Annotated in this window: 8 protein-coding genes; 3 read left to right on the top strand and 5 right to left on the bottom strand. The window is 73.1% G+C overall.

What is annotated here, in order from left to right; all coding sequences use genetic code 11:
• The first annotated feature begins 7 nt into the window (after nt 1–7).
• Complete coding sequence (locus tag ACZ3ZD_RS07905; protein ID WP_467394725.1) at nt 8–871, top strand: alpha/beta fold hydrolase; 864 nt, start codon at nt 8–10, stop codon at nt 869–871.
• A 25-nt stretch (nt 872–896) separates the two neighbouring features.
• On the opposite strand, the gene ACZ3ZD_RS07900 is transcribed toward ACZ3ZD_RS07905, so the two are convergent.
• A complete protein-coding gene (locus ACZ3ZD_RS07900; RefSeq protein ID WP_467394723.1) occupies nt 897–1,526 on the bottom strand; it encodes a DUF4232 domain-containing protein in 630 nt (209 codons plus the stop codon).
• A gap of 254 nt (nt 1,527–1,780) precedes the next feature.
• Between ACZ3ZD_RS07900 and ACZ3ZD_RS07895 the strand changes: the two genes are divergently transcribed.
• Both ACZ3ZD_RS07895 and ACZ3ZD_RS07890 read left to right on the top strand, forming a co-directional pair.
• Nucleotides 1,781–2,854 (top strand): NAD(+)/NADH kinase, encoded by a 1,074-nt coding sequence (locus ACZ3ZD_RS07895; RefSeq protein WP_467394721.1) that lies wholly within the window; start codon nt 1,781–1,783, stop codon nt 2,852–2,854.
• Nucleotides 2,855–2,969: 115 nt separating this feature from the next.
• Nucleotides 2,970–3,470: a peptidylprolyl isomerase gene (locus ACZ3ZD_RS07890; protein WP_467394719.1), complete on the top strand. Its 501-nt coding sequence runs from the start codon at nt 2,970–2,972 to the stop codon at nt 3,468–3,470.
• 64 nt (nt 3,471–3,534) lie between these two features.
• Here the strand turns inward: ACZ3ZD_RS07890 and ACZ3ZD_RS07885 are convergent, their stop codons facing one another.
• From ACZ3ZD_RS07885 to ACZ3ZD_RS07870, 4 genes are all read right to left on the bottom strand, one after another.
• Nucleotides 3,535–4,314 carry a thioesterase II family protein gene (locus ACZ3ZD_RS07885; protein ID WP_467394717.1) on the bottom strand — a complete coding sequence of 260 codons (780 nt, stop codon included), beginning with the start codon at nt 4,312–4,314 and terminating at the stop codon, nt 3,535–3,537.
• Between the two features lie 259 nt (nt 4,315–4,573).
• The gene (locus ACZ3ZD_RS07880; RefSeq protein ID WP_467394715.1) at nt 4,574–5,476 is read right to left on the bottom strand and encodes an AurF N-oxygenase family protein; all 903 of its coding nucleotides are present in this window, start codon (nt 5,474–5,476) and stop codon (nt 4,574–4,576) included.
• Complete coding sequence (locus tag ACZ3ZD_RS07875; RefSeq protein WP_467394713.1) at nt 5,473–7,803, bottom strand: MMPL family transporter; 2,331 nt, start codon at nt 7,801–7,803, stop codon at nt 5,473–5,475. Before ACZ3ZD_RS07875 ends, ACZ3ZD_RS07880 begins: the two co-directional genes overlap by 4 nt.
• A 29-nt stretch (nt 7,804–7,832) precedes the next feature.
• Entirely contained in the window at nt 7,833–15,305 is a 7,473-nt protein-coding gene (locus ACZ3ZD_RS07870) for an SDR family NAD(P)-dependent oxidoreductase (protein ID WP_467394711.1), read from the bottom strand.
• Nucleotides 15,306–15,313 lie beyond the last annotated feature (8 nt).

Below are 15,313 nucleotides of genomic sequence, written 5' to 3'. Positions count from 1 at the left end.
AACGTTCATGACCGTCCTCTCCGTCCCCGGCGTGCGGCTGCGCCGGGTCACCGTCAACGGCGTCGGCCTCAACGTCGCCACGGCCGGCCGGGGGCCGGCCGTCCTGCTGCTGCACGGCTTCCCGCACACCTGGCGGCTGTGGGCCGAGGTCATCGGCCCGCTGGCCCGCCGGCACCGGGTGATCGCCCCGGATCTGCGGGGCTTCGGCGACAGCGACCGGCCGGCCGGCGGATACGACGCCGGGACGCTCGCCGCCGACGCCGAGGCCCTGCTGGAGGCGCTCGACGCCGGGCCGACCGCCGTGGTCGGCATCGACCTCGGCGTCCCGCCCGCGTTCCTGCTGGCCATGCGGCGGCCGGGACGCGTACGGCGGCTGGTGCTGATGGAGTCGCTGCTGGGCGACCTGCCGGGCGCCGAGGAGTTCCTGGCGGGCGGGCCGCCGTGGTGGTTCGGTTTCCACGCCGAACCCGGCCTCGCGGAAACGGTGCTCGCCGGGCAGGAGGAGGCGTACATCGGCTGGTTCCTGGAGCGCGGCACCCTCGGCCGGGGCGTACGGCCGGACATCCGGGCCGAGTTGGTCCGCGCCTACGGCGGGAGCGAAGCGCTGCGTGCCGCGTTCGGGCCGTACCGGGCGCTGCCCGTCACCGCCCGGCAGATCCGGGAGGCGGTGGCCGGCGTCCGCCTCACGGTCCCCGCGCTGACGATCGGCGCCCACCCGGCGGGCCGCGCACTGGAACGCCAACTACGCCCGTACGCCGAGCGGTTGACCGGTCGGGTGATCCCGGAGTGCGGTCACATCATCCCGCTGGACCGCCCGGCGGCGCTGCTGGAGCTGCTGGAGCCGTTCCTCGCCGGGGACGTGCGGGGCTGACACCCGGGTCCCCGGCGGGCAACGGTCAGGCGGGCTTCACCGCCGACACCGCCGTGGCGGTCACCTTGTTGTCGCACTCGGCGAACCAGCCGTCGTCCAGGGCGACCTGGTGCTTGCCCGCGTGCGGCAGGCCCACCACCAGCGTCGGGAACACGGACGGGGTCGCGCCGGAGACGCAGTACCCGTCCCCCTCGCCCTGCACCTGGACGAAGGTCAGCTTCAGCCACGCCTTGCCCTTAGGCGCGAGGCGCACGGTGGGCTCGGTGCCCTTGGGGGTCACCTTCAGCGGGACGGACCGCTGGGGCGAGCCGTTGGCCGCCCCGGCCACCGTCGGGTGGCCGCGCAGCACACAGGCCGCCGAGGAGACGTTGGTGAACTGGACCACCGCGGCCCCGGTGCCGGTGCCCCGGGGCCGGACGGCGGACTGGTACGCCGACGCCTTGAGCGCCTTCGCCGTGCAGGCCGGCGTGGTGCGGGCGGCCGGAACGGCGGCGGCGTGGGCCGCCGGGGCCGAGGCGGTGCCCGCCGCGGCTCTCGCCGTCGGGGCCGAGGCGCCGCCCGCCGCCGTCGCCGTCTGGCAGACCGTCAGCGACAGGGTGGCGGCGACGGCGGCGAGGGCCGCCGCGGTGAAACGGCTGGTGTGTCGGTACTGCATGAGGTCCCCCGGTTGTCCGTGGTGTGGGTGGTCAGGGCGGCCGGCAGGGCGCCGGTGCTCACCGGCACAGACCGGGCGCCGGGGCCGTGGGTTCCCTGGTGCGGCCGTTGTGACACACCGGTGACGTAACCAGGTCCGTACACCCACGGAAGGCCGCGCGGAGGCTCCGGGCGGCGTGGCGCGCACCGGGCCGGCGCGGTCCCCGGCGAGGATGGCGCTCGATACGGAGCCGACCGGGAGGCGGGTGTGCGGGTATGACGGTGAGCCGTGTCGGCCTGGTCGTGCACGGTGGGCGCGCCGAGGCGGTGGACGCGGCGCGGACGGTGCGCGCGTGGTGCGCCGAGCACGCGCTGGGCTGCCGGGACATCGACGTGTGGCAGGAGGGCGCCCGGCACAGCGCCCGCGAGGAGGTCGACAGCGCGGGCGACCCGGACCTCATCGTCACGCTGGGCGGTGACGGCACGTTCCTGCGCGGGGCCCGGCTGGCGGCCGAGAACGACGCCCTGCTGCTCGGTGTGGACCTCGGCCGGGTGGGCTTTCTCACGGAGGTGCCCGCCGCGGGGGTGCGGGCCGCGCTGGACGCCGTACGGGAGGACCGGATCGGTGTCGAGCGCCGGATGCTGCTCACCCTGCGGGCGTCGTGCCGGCTGGGGGTGCCCGCGCACATGGAGGGACTGCTGCGGTACGGCCGCGGGCCGATGCTGCCGCCGCCGCGGGTGCGCACGGAGTGCGAGGCGGGCGGCGACTGGGGGGTCGCCCTGAACGTCACCGCGCTGAACGACGTGGTCGTGGAGAAGCTGGCCCGGGACCGGCAGGTGTCGGTCGGGGTCTATCTGGCGGGCCGGCTCCTGGCCTACTACTCGGCCGACGCGCTGCTGGTGGCGACGCCCACGGGCTCGACGGCGTACAGCTTCGCCGCGGGCGGCCCGGTGGTCTCGCCGCGCGCGGATGCCCTGGTCTTCACGCCGGTCGCCCCGCACATGGTGTTCGACCGCTCGGTGGTGGCCGCACCGGACGAGCCCATCGTGCTGCGCGTGCTGGAACGGTCGGGCCGGGCCGCGGTCAGCATCGACGGGCAGCTGCGCGGGGTGCTGGGCCCCGGCGACTGGATCGGCGTGTACGCCTCGCCGCGCCGGCTCAGGGCCGTACGGCTCGGTCCGACGGACTTCTACGGCCGGCTGCGCGAACGCATGCACCTCACCGACGCTCCCGCCGCGCTGGCCGACGGGGAGGCGCCTCCGCTGTGGCCGGTGACCACACCGCCGCCGGACGACCTGGCCCACCTGGCCCTGCCGCCCACGCCCGGGGACACTCGCCCGCCGCCCTGACACACCCGGACGGCCGTTCGGACCGTGGGGCGCCGCGACGGGGTGCGTGTGCCGTGTGGTCGTATATTCCGTAGCGTAGGCGTGGGGCAAGACCCACCGAATAAGGAGAATTTTGATGTCGTCCGTCGAGCTGAACACCAACTTCGGCCGAATCGTGCTGGAACTCAACGACGCCGAGGCGCCGAAGACCGTCGAGAACTTCCTGTCGTACGTGCGCAGCGGCCACTACGACGGCACGATTTTCCACCGGGTCATCAACGGCTTTATGATCCAGGGCGGCGGTTTCACCCCGGACATGTCCCAGAAGCCCACCCAGGCGCCCATCCAGAACGAGGCCGACAACGGGCTGAAGAACAACAACTACACCGTGGCGATGGCGCGGACGAACGACCCGCACTCCGCGACGGCGCAGTTCTTCGTCAACGTCTCGGACAACGCCTTCCTCAACTACTCGGCGAAGACGCCGACCGGCTGGGGCTACGCCGTGTTCGGCAGGGTCACCGAGGGCCAGGACGTCGTCGACTCCATCAAGGGGGTCAAGACGGGCAGCCGTGGCGGCCACCAGGACGTCCCGACGGAGCCCGTGGTCATCGAGTCCGCCAAGGTGCTCGGCTGACGCACACCGCCGGGGCGGCGCCGGTCCGCCGGTGCCGCCCGTGCCGCGGGGCCGGTGGCGGGGTTCAGGCCGCCGCGCCGGTGCCGGGTCCGAGCCGCCGTAGCGTGGCCTCGATCCGGGACAGTACGGCCTGCTGCTGGGCCACCAGGTAGAAGTGGCCTCCCGGGTACACGTGCAGTGCGAACGGGCCGTCGGTCTCCTGGGACCAGGTCCGGGCCTCCTCGGGGGTCACCCGGGGGTCGGCGTCACCCGTCAGCGCGACGAAGGGGCGGCTCAGCCGCGGCCCGGGGGTGCGCCGGTACGTCTCCACCGCGCGGTAGTCGGCGCGCAGCGCGGGCAGGATCATCTGCAGCAGCTCCTCGTCCTGGAGCAGGGCCGCGTGGGTGCCGTCGAGCTTGACGACCTCCGCGATCAGGCGCGCGTCGTCGCCCAGGTGGACGTTCTCGACCCGCTCGACGGAGGGGCCCCGGCGCCCGGAGACGAAGATCACCTCGGGCGGCCGGCCCGCGTCCTCCAGCAGCCGGGCCAGCTCGAAACCGACCAGGGCGCCCATGCTGTGCCCGAACAGGGCGAGCGGTGTGCCGTCCCGTTCGTCCAGCGCGCGGAACACGCCCCGCGCCAGCTCCTGGACGGATGCCAGGGGAGGTTCCGCGAGGCGGTCCTGGCGGCCGGGGTACTGCGCCGCGAGCACGTCCACCGCGGGTGACAACGCCTGGGAGAAGGGCCGGTAGAAGCTCGCGGAGCCGCCGGCGTGCGGCAGGCAGAGCAGCCGCGGCGCGCCCGGTGTCGGCTGGTGAAAGCTGCGCAGCCACAGACGGTGCTCCGCGCTGGACCGGTCGGCCATGTGTCCCCCTTGGTGGAACGTTCCGGTTCTGCGGACGGTCGAAGGGTGTTGCCGCTCGGCCGAAGACGCTACCAGGGCGACGGACTCGCGGGGCACAGGGGCGTGACCGTGCAGCCATGCGCCACACTGCGGCCGCGGAGCGCATCGGCCCGCGTCCCGCATGCACACCGTGTCCGCGCAAGCTGTCGCTGTCCTCGACCCGCCCGGCGCCATCTACTGCGGATAGAGCGCCGGCCCGATCTACCAAGGTTCGCGGTCGTCACTTCGCGAGGAGGCCGGAGGCGACCCAGAGGCGACGACCAGGGCCTGCGAGTGCACCGATGTCACCGAGATAGTCCGTCAGGCGCTCGGCCGAAGCCCGGAGGACGGCGCGGCGATGTCCGCTGGCCTTGGCCTGCGCAATGGCTTCGCGCCTGTCCAAGCCCACCTGGGTGTAGACGTCGGGGTGGATCAACGCGCTGGAGAGAAAACAAGCCGCTGAGCCGGCGATGATGCGGGCGCTCTCGGCCTTCCAGCGCGCGCAGGTGGCCATCTGGCGACGCAGTTCGTCTCGGGCGTAGCGGACGTGGCGGGCTTCCTCGATCACGTGGATGCGGGTGACGCCTCGGACGAGAGGTTGTACTCGCTCGTCGGGGAAGGTGAGTCGCTGCATCCAGTCGTAGATCTCCTCGACGACCAGAGCCGCTGTGAAGGAGGCGGGGGTCGGTGAGAACGTCTTGAGGAGGCGGGCCAGGCTGCGGTACGGCCAGCGCATCTCGTAAGCGGGTAGGCCGCATCTGGCCAGCAACCGTCCGAACATCAGCGAGTGCCGGCACTCGTCAGCGATCTCGGTCAGGGCGTACTGCGTGTGCGCGCTGGTCGGCGGCTGGTCGAAGATGTGCCGGAGGAGCAGTTGCATCAGGATGATCTCCATGCCGATGCCGAGGGAGCTGGTGGACGCCCATTCGTGCCGGGAGAGTTCGATGCGCTGCTCGAGTGACATCCGCTGCCACAGCGGGGTGTCGTAGAGGGAGACCAGTTCCGGGGGCCAGAACCACTTGTGTGGTTCCAGAGGCTGGTCCCAGTCGAGCTCCGTGTCGGGGTCGAAGGAGTGCTTGCGGGAGGCGGAGATCAGGCGCTCGGCGATACGTTCACGGTCCGGGATCGGCCCAGGGGTGGTCATGTCGGAACTCCCTTCCGAGCCGTCGGCCCGAGGCCGGTGGGGTGAAGGGCCGCCTTGGGCCACAGCCGCTGCAGGGGCCGGGGAAGCCACCAGTTGGCGGCCCCGGCCAGCTGCATGACCGCGGGTACCAGGAGCGGCCGGACGAGCAGGGCGTCCAGACAGACCGACAGGGCGACGGTGACGGCGACGCACTTGAGGTTGGTGACCGGGGCGGCCGCCAGGGCCAGAAGCACGATGAGCACCAGGGCGGCGGAAGCGGTGAACAGCGGTGCTGCGGCCTGGAGCCCTTCGGCGGTGGCATGGGCGGTGTGGCGGGTGCGCCGGTAGGCCTCGCCGATGCGGGCCAGTAGCAGGACTTCGTAGTCCATGGACAGGCCGAAGGCCAGGAAGAAGGCGATCGGCGGCAGCATGAGATTGGTGGTGCCGGTGGGTTGGAAGTCGCCCACCAGCCACCGCAGATGCCCTTCCTGGAAGACGTAGACGAGCGCTCCGAACGTGGCTGTGAGGCTGAGGAGGTTGAGTAGGAGGGCTTTGAGGGGGAGGAACAGGCTGCGGGTGAAGACGAAGAGGAGGGCCAGCGTGGCCGCCGCCACGACGGCGAGGGCTTCGGGCAGTCTCCGCGCGAGGAGGGCCTGGGTGTCGAGGAACTCCGCAGTGGCTCCGCCGATAACGGGCTGGACGGAGGCCGGCTGGTCGTGGAGCCGGTGGACCAGGGTGGCAGCCGAGGACGTGTACGGGAGTGCGGGGGTATTGAGGGCGAGCCAGGTGCCGGCGGGGCCCGCGAACCGGTGTGCTCCTTCGCAGGCGTCCGCGGTCTGTGACCTCGCGGGGACGAGGCAGGGACGGCCTACGGGGTGGCCGTCGAGGTAGGTGCCGGTGGCGGTACGTAGCCCCTGTACCCCGGGCAGCGCGGAGAGGTGGCGGGCGTAGGTGTCGAGTTGGGCGGCGCGGGTGCGGTCGGCTGGCTGCCACCGGGGCATGACGACGTCGATCTCGGTACGCATCTGAGGGAAGCGTGTGTGGAGTGCCTGGGTCGCTTTGACCACGGCGGCGTCGCGGGGCAGGGCGCGTTCGTCGTGCAAGCCGAAGGCGACGTGCCGGAAGGGCAGAGCGAGCAGAAGCAGGAGGGTGCCCGTGAGGACGAGGACACTCAGCGGGCGGCGCATCACGGCAAGGGCCAGGCGGTGCCAGCGGCCCGCAGCTCGCGGGTCGGTCCGCCAGCGGGCAAACCGGTCACGGGCGGCGAGGCGTTCGCCGAGGCAGGCGAGGGCGGCCGGGATGACCAGCAGGGAGGCAGCGGCAGCGAGCAGGACGACGCTGATGCCCGCGAGCGCGAGGGAACGCAGGAAGTACAGCGGGAACAGCAACAGGCCCAGCAGGGAGACGGCGACGGTGCCGGCGGAGACCGCGATCACGCGTCCGGCGGCTGCGGTGGCGTGTTCCAGGGCCTTCTGGTGCGGCAGTCCGGCGCCCCGCTCTTCGCGGTAGCGGGCCACGATGAACAGGCTGTAGTCCATCGCCAGTGCCAGGCCGACGGCGGTGGTGAGGTTGAGGGCGAAGGTGCTCACCGGGGTGAAGGCCGCGATGCCGCGCAGGATGGCGGCGGAACCGGTGATGGCCACGGCGCCGACGGCGAGCGGGAGGCAGGCGGCGGTGACGCTGCCGAAGACGAAGACGAGCAGGGCGAGAGTAGCGGGCAGTGCCAGCATCTCCATGCGGAGCATGGCGCGTTCGCTGGCCTGCTCGACAGCGCGGGTGATCACCGCTTCGCCGGTCGCCTGGATGTCCAGGGGGCCGCGGTGCCGGGAGGCGGTCGCCACCGCTGTGTCGGCAGTGGTCCGTTGGGTTCGCTCGTCGCCGCTTAGCCACAGGGCGATCACGGCCGTGCGCTGGTCGGTGGAGCGCAACAGCGGGTCGGGGGACGGCCGCGAAGCCGTCTGTGCGGTGGCCGGGCTGACGGGGCCGGTCCAGTAGGAGTCGGCTCCGCGCACACCGGGGATCTGCCGCAGGCGCTCCACAAGCTGGATACCGGCCGCTCGGGTGGTGGGGTCGTCCACGGTGCGGGGGCCGGTGGCCAGGATCACGACGGGTGGGGCGCCGGCGTGGGGGGACTGGGCCAGCACGGAACGGGCGTGTGCAGAGGGTGAGCAGGGGGCCAGCCACCCGCCGTCGGCGAGGTGGCCGACCAGACCGAAGGAGAGCAGCCCGCCCGCGACGGTGAGGAGGAGGGCGGCGGTCAGGATGCCGCGGCGGCGGCGCGACGCCCAGCGCGCCAGCGCCGCCAGCGGTGCGGCGGCCAGGCCGCCGGGGTGCGAAGGAGTGCTCACGTGGGGTGGTTCCTCGCGACGGGACCGGCTCATTGGCCGGACGGGGTGGAAGCGGAGCTGTCGGCAGGTGCCTGGTAGCCCAGGCGGATCAGGGCGCGCCGGGCGAGGTCGGTGATGCCTCGGGCGTTGAGGAACTCCAGGGTGGGCAGTTCGCAGCCCAGGTGGCGTCGGGCGGCGATGACGGCTTCGGCGGCCATCAAAGAATCCAGACCGAGCTGGTCCAGGCGGCGGTCGCGGTCCAAGCGGGCGGGATCGGTCTGCAGGATGTCGGCGAGGACTTGGGCGATCGCGTCCGCTGCGAGGGTCAGGGCCTGTTCCGGGGTGGCGGTGGACAGGCGGTGACGCAGCTGGTCGGGGGCGTCGTCGACCGAGCTGTGCGCGGGGATGAGGCCGGCGAGGCGGGGCGTCTGGACGGCTGGCATCATGCTGCGGATGCGGGCCCAGTCGATGCGGGCTGCGGCGGTGACGGCGATGTGCCGGGCGGCGGCGTTCTCCAGGGCGGTGCAGGCTTCTGCGGGGGTGAGGGTGTCCAGCCCCAGGCGGGCGAGAAGGTCGGTGATGCCGTGGCGGGCGGCGTAGCCGGTCTCGCCGATGGCGCCGAAGGCGACGGTGGTCCCGGCCCGTCCGGTGGCTTGCCGGTTGCGGGCGAGGGCTTCGAGGTAGCTGTTGGCGGCGGTGTAGTTGGCCTGGTAGGGGTTGCCGAACCAGGCGGTCACCGAGGAGCACATAGCGAACAGGGGAAGGTCGCGGTCCCGGGTGAGGGTGTCCAGGAGGGCCGCGCCGAGCATCTTGGGTTCCAGCGCGCTGCGCAGGCGCTGGTCGTCGAGTTCGGCCAGCGGAGCGTCGTCCAGACACATCGCGGCGTGGATCACGCCACCCAGCGGGTGCCCTGCGGCATCGAGGGCGTCCAGGACGCGGCGCAGGTCGGTTTCGCGGCTGACGTCGGCGGTGTGGGCCGTGGCACAGGCGCCACGGTCGGCCAGGGCGCGGATCAGATCGGTGGCACCGGGGCTTTGGGGGCCGCGGCGACCGAGCAGGGCCAAGTGCCGGGCACCGAGGTCTACCAGGCGGTGGGCGAGGGCCGCGCCCAGGCCGCCGAGACCGCCGGTGATCAGGTAGGTCGCCTCCGGTGAGAGCTGCAACGGCGGACAGGTCTGTTCGACGGCGGGTGGTTCCTGGAAGGTGATGACGACCTTGCCCAGGTGGCGGGAGCGTTGCAGGACGCGCAGGGCTTCGCCGATGCGGGCGGCCGGGTAGGTCAGGTGGGGAAGGGGCGGGTAGGTGCCGTCGGCGATCCGCTGGGTGGTCTCGTCGAAACAGGTTCCGGCCTGCGGCAGGCGGTGGGTGATGAGCTGGTGGGCGTCGATCCCGAAGAAGGCGATGTTGTTGGCGAACGGACGCAGCGCCAGCGGGGTGGCGGCGTAGATGTCGCGCTTGCCGAGTTCCAGGAACCGCCCACCGGGTCGCAGGAGTTCCAGGCTGCGGGCGATGGCTTCACCGGCGAGGGAGTTGAGGACCACGTCCACGCCCTGGCCGGCGGTGAGAGCGTGGATCTGGTCGGCGAAGTCGAGGGTGCGCGAGTCGAGGACGTGCGGGACGCCGAGCATGCGCAACAGGTCGCGTTTTGCGGGGGTGCCGGCAGTGGCGATGACCGTGGCGCCGCAGGACCGGGCGAAGTGGAGGGCCGCCAGGCCGACGCCGCCGGCTGCGCCGTGGACCAAGACGGTCTCACCCGGCTGAAGTCGGGCCAGGCGCTCCAGGGCGTGGTGGACGGTGAAGTAGACCACCGGCACGGTGGCGGCCTCGGCGTAGGACATCCCGTCGGGGATGGCAGCGACGAGGCGGGCCGGCGCGGTGACGTGGGAGCTGAGGCTGCGCGGCGCGAGGGCGTAGACGCGGTCGCCGGGTGCCACGTGCGTGACGGCTGCGCCGACGGCGGTTACGGTGCCGGCGCACTCCAGGCCCAGGGCCGGGCCGTCGGGCAGGGGTGCCTCGGCGCCGGGCGGCAGCAGGCCCGCGGCGAGCATGACGTCGCGGTAGTTGAGGGCGGCGGCCTGTACGGCGATCACCACCTCGTCGTCGCCCGGCCGGCGGGGGTGTTCGGGGGTCCAGGCCAGCGAGGGGTGCAGACCGGTCTCCCGCAGGCGCAGGGTGTAGGGGACGTCGGGAGCGGGAGCCGCGGTGGTGGGCCGGGCAGCGAGGGTGCGGGGCACGAACCGCCCGCCGCGGGTGAGAACGATTTCGTCTTCGTCGCCGGGGTGGAGGAGTTCGGCCACCAGGCGCCGGGCGTCGTCTTCGGGGCGCGGGCTGTCGTCCAGGGAGATGCGACGCACGGTCAGCTGGGGGTGCTCGTTGGCCAGGGAGCGGGTCGCGCCCCACACTGCTGCGTCCTGCGGGGCGCGCGGGTGCTCGGGGGCGGGGTGGATGCCGCTGGGTCGGGTGATGATCCAGAGGTGAGCGGTGGCACCGGGGGGGAGGCCGGCGCAGGAGGCCGCCAGGGTGCGCAGGGCGGCGAGTCGAGAGGTGCTCTGGTCGGTCGCTGCGGCCGGGGAGTCGGGCTCGGGATCGGCGTCGAAGAGCAGGACCAGGCGCGGATGCGTGCCGTCGCCTGCCGGGCGCTCCCAGGCGTGGGTGGCTTCTGCCCAAGGAGACATCTGAACGTGGGCACCCGCACGCGCGAGGGCGTCGGTCAGGGCGCCGGCCACAGGGCTGCCGGGACACTCGGCGGCGATCACCCAGGGACCGGTTTCGGTGGCCGTCGGCGCGGTTGGGCGAGGGGCGGACTGGAGGCGTGGGGCGCGGCGGGCGCAGAGGACCGAGTAGGCGAGATCGGGCAGGGGCTGGTCGTGACCGAGCTGGGCGATGTCGTCGAAACCGCAGGCGCGCAGCAGCGGAGCCCACGCGTCGGCGGGCAGCAGGGGCGAAGTGGACCGTAGGTCGGTGTCGGTGAAGCTCCAGAACCCCTCCAGCGGACCGAAGCAAGGGGCCAGCAGGGCGGCGTCATGGGTCTCGAAAGCCAGCAGCTGGCCGCCGTCGGCCAGCAGCCGGACGATGTGGCCGAGGGTCTGGCGCAGGTCAGCGGTGGCGTGCAGAGCGTTGGTGGCGATCACCAGGTCGAAGTCGGCGTCGGCGAAACCCTGCTCGGCGGGGTCGGCATTCAGGTCCAGGCAGCGATAGTCGATGAAGTCGTGGTCGGCGAAGCGGTCGCGGGCGTGGGGGAAGAAGCCGGCCGACAGGTCGGTGAAAGTGTAGGTAGTGCGCTCGGCGGGCAGTTCGGGCAGCAGCACGGCGGTGGTGCCGCCCGTGCCGGCACCGACCTCCAGGATCCGCAGCGGCCGGTCGGCCGGCCAGGCGCGGACCTGCTCGCGGACCAGGGCGCGCAGCAGCCGGTTGTGGAAGTGCGGTTGGGCGGCGTCGCTGTAGAAGTACTCGATCAGGTGGCGGTCGGGGGTGTCGAACAACAATTGCAGCGGGTCGCGGTCGCCCCTCAGCACCTGGTCCAAGTGCAGGCAACTGCGGCCGAACAAGGTGGCCTCGACGGCGTGACGCGGGGAGTCGCGCATGACCTGCTGGAACAGCTCCCGCCCCCGGGTGCGCGCGGGCAGACGCCACCGCACCGGCCCGCCGGTGTCGCCGATGTGTTCGATGACGCCGCGGGCGGTGTCGACGAGCAGGGCAGCCAGGCGCGCGTGCTGGGGCAGCATGCCTGCCGCCACCAGGTCCTCGATGGTGAAGTCGCGCACCTCGCCCAGCAGGCGGGAGAAGGCCTCGGCGATCAGGTGGGAGCAGCACTCGCGCAGGCGCCCCAGGGCCCGGTCGTGGCCGTCTCGGCGCCAGTCGGTCTCCAGGCGGTCGCGGCCGGGTCGGCAGGCCGCTGCCAGGGCAGCGGGCGCGGGCAGGGGGGCTCGGCGAGGCGGCTCGGTGGGTGCGGGAGCGGCGCGCAGCACGGTGGCCAGCTGCTGCACCGGGTCGGTGGCAGTGGCCAGGCGGCGGAGCCTGGCGCCGCCGATCTCCAGGCAGACCTCGCCGTCGGGGCCGGCCACGGTGATGTCCCAACACTGCTCCCACGGGCTGCTCTCGCGGGCACGCAGGTGGATCACGCCGGTGGAGGGTGGGGTGCGCCATACCCGCAGCGCCTCTACCCCGATGGGCAGGAACGGCTGGTAGGAGTCACCAGTGATGGTGAGGGGCGCGCCGGTTTGCAGGGCCGCGTCCAGCAGGGCCGGGTGAACGTGGTAGCCGTCGGCGGGCGCCTTGAGGTGGTAGGAGGCGAGGACGTCGCCCTCGGACACGTGCAGGTCGGTGAGGACCTGGAAGTCCGGGCCGTAGGTGAGGCCGGTACGCCGGGCGCGGGCGTAGTGCTCGGCCGCGTCCAGCCGGATACGGGTGTGGGCTCGCAGGGCGGCGGTGTCCACAGGCGGCGGGGCCTGGGTCAGCAGGCGCCGTACGCGGGCGTGGGCGTGCGGCTGCCACGGCGTCTGGTCACTGGTGCGGGCTGCGACCTGCAGTGCCTGGTCCTGCTCGTTCAAGGAGACCTGCACGCGCACGTCCGCGTTCTCGTCGTCCCACGGCAGGTCCAGGGCGCGGGTGATGAGCAGGTGGTGGACTTCCACCGGTGCGTCGTGCACGAGGTGGCCGGCGGCCAGGGCCATCTCCAGGTAGGCGGCGGCCGGCATGACCACCGAGCCGGCGACCTGGTGGTCCGCCAGCCAGGGCAGGCGGGCGGGCTCGACCAGGGTGGACCAGGTGGGCTGGCGGACGGCTGCGGGAGCGCCCAGCAGCGGGTGCTGGACAGGAGCTGTCTCACCGGTGACACGAAGCCACCACTGGGGGTCACCGTGCCAGTGACGTTCACGCTGCCAGGGGTATGCGGGCAGGTCGGCCACCTGGCCGGCACTGGGGAAGAAGGCGTCCCAGTCGGCACGGGCACCGGCGGCCAGCAACTGGGTGACGGCGTTGGCCGCAGATGCCGGGCCGGGCACGGCGCGGGTGCCGGTACTCACCACCGCGGTGGGCCGTTCGGACGCCTTGGCGGCCTTGCGCAGGTAGGGGCGAAGCACTGGGTGGGGGCCGATCTCGACGAAGGTGTCGTGGCCGTCGTCGAGCAGGGTGCGCAGCGCGGGGCCGAACAGGACCGGTTCGCGGACGTTGCGCCACCAGTAGTCGGCGTCGAGTGCCTCGCCCGGACAGGGGCCGCCGGTGACGGTGGACAGGAACGGGATGCGGGCAGATGTGGGGCGCAGGCCCTGGAGGGCGGACAGCAGCTCTTGCTCGATGGGGTCCATGGCCCGGCTGTGGAAGGCGTAGTCCAGTTCAAGGAGCCGGAAGAACACCCCGCGGTCCTCCAGGGCGCGGCCAAGGACGAGCAGATCGCGTTCTGGGCCGCATACGGTCACGTCTCCTTCACCGTTGACCGCGGCGATTTCCAAGGCGCCCGTGTGGGGGGCCAGTTCCTTGGCCGCCTGCTCGGCGGGCAGACCGACCGCCGCCATCCGCCCTCGGCCGCGCGTCGCGGCCTGGGCGCGGCTGCGGGCGGCGACCACCCGGGCCGCGGTGGGCAGGTCGAGAGCGCCTGCGACGTGGGCGGCGGCGATCTCGCCGACGCTGTGCCCCACTACGGCGGCGGGTCGAATGCCGTGGGCGGCGAGCAGTTCGGCCAGGGCGATCTGGTAGGCGAACAGCAGCGGCTGGGCGACCTCGGTCGCCTCCACGCGCAGCGGATCGGCCGTCGCCATCTCCTCGCACACCGACCAGCCCAGGTAAGGGGCCAGGGCGTCGTCGACGCGCCGCACGGCGGCATCGAAGTCAGGCTCCTCGCGCAGCAGGTCCGCGCCCATGCCAGCCCACTGCGAGCCGTTGCCGGAGAAGGCGAAGACGACCCGCCCGTCGGCCACTGCCTGCCCGGTGGCCGAGCCGACGGGCGGGGGTGTGGTGCCCTGCGCCAGGCCCTGCAGCGCCTGCGCCGCCTCGCCCGGGGTGCGGGCGAGGACCACGGCACGGTGCGGGTGGGCGGTACGCCGCCGGGCCGCGGTCCACGTCAGGTCGTAGAAGGCGCGCGGGTCCTCGCTGGTGAGGTGCTGCGCCAGCCGGGCGGCCGCGGCGTCCAGCGCTTGGGGCGTGCGGGCCGAGACGACGACCGGCAGTGGCCCGGCGTGGGCCGTCCCCTGCTCGCGGGCCCGGTCCGGAGCGGGGGCGGTGGTCAGGACGACGTGGGCGTTGGAGCCGCCGAAGCCGAAGGAGTTCACCCCCACCGTGAGCGGCCCCTCGGCGGCGAGCGGCAGTGTTCGGGTGCACGGCTGCAGCTTCCAGGCCGAGAAGTCGATGTCCGGGTTGAGTGGCTCGGCGTGCAGGGTGGGCGGAACGCGGCGGTGCTTGAGCACCAGCAGGGCCTTGAGCAGCCCGGCCATGCCGGAGGCGGCCTCGAGGTGGCCCAGGTTGCTCTTGACGGAACCGATGGGCAGTGCCCCCGTGGTGCGGCATGCGCCCAGGGCGCGGCCGATCGCCTCACACTCGACGGGGTCACCTGCCGGCGTGCCGGTGCCGTGAGCCTCCAGGTATGCGAGCTCGTCCGGGGACAGCGCGGCTCGGGCATAGACCTGCTCCAGCAGCGCGGCCTGGGCGTCGGCGCTCGGCAGCGCCAGACCGGTGGTACGGCCGTCGCTGTTGGCCCCGCTGGCGCGGATCACCCCGTGCACGCGGTCCCCGTCGGCCAGCGCGTCAGCCAGGCGCTTGAGGATGACCACGCCGCCGCCCTCGGCGCGCACATAGCCGTCGGCGTCGGCCGAGAAGGAGCGGCATCGCCCAGTGGGCGAGAGCATGGCGGCGGCGGAGAACCCAGTGAAGTTGAAAGGGCTGAGCAGGACGCTGACGCCGCCGGCCAGAGCCGTGCGCGCGGTACCGGTGCGCAGGGTCTCGCAGGCCTGGTGCAGGGCGGTCAGTGCCGAGGAGCAGGCGGTGTCGACCGCCATGCTGGGCCCGTGCCAGTCGAACAGGTGGGAGATGCGGTTGGCGGCGTTGGTGGCGGCCAGTCCTGCCATGGTGTAGGCGCTGGGGGCACTGCTACCGCAGACCTGCAGGTCGGCGTAGTCGTGGCCGGAGATGCCGATGAAGACCGCCGTGTCCGAGCCGGTGACCGCTTCCTGGTCGATGCCCGCGTCGTCCAGTGCCTCGACGGCCATCTCCAGCAGCAACCGGTGCTGGGGGTCCATGCGGGAGGCCTCGCGGGGCGAGATCCGGGTGAAGTACCCGCTGTCGAAGCCGGTGACGTCCTCCAGGAAGCCACCGGCGGCGGTGTAGCTGCGGTCGCCCCGGCGTCGCTGGGTGTCGACGAAGCGCGCGGTGTCGAAGCGGTCGGCCGGCACTTCGCCGACCAGATCCCGGCCCTCGCACAGCGCCTGCCACAGGTCGCCGAGGTGGGTGATGCCTCCGGGGAGCCTGCATGAGGCGCCCACGACGGCCACGGCCTGGTCGAGACGCGGTGCAGGACGAACTTGGGTGGGCACGGGTCTCC

Source organism: Streptomyces sp. NPDC023481 (assembly GCF_055560195.1).
The sequence above is the reverse complement of the archived record's forward strand: the minus strand, read 5'-3'. Positions and strand labels throughout refer to the sequence as shown.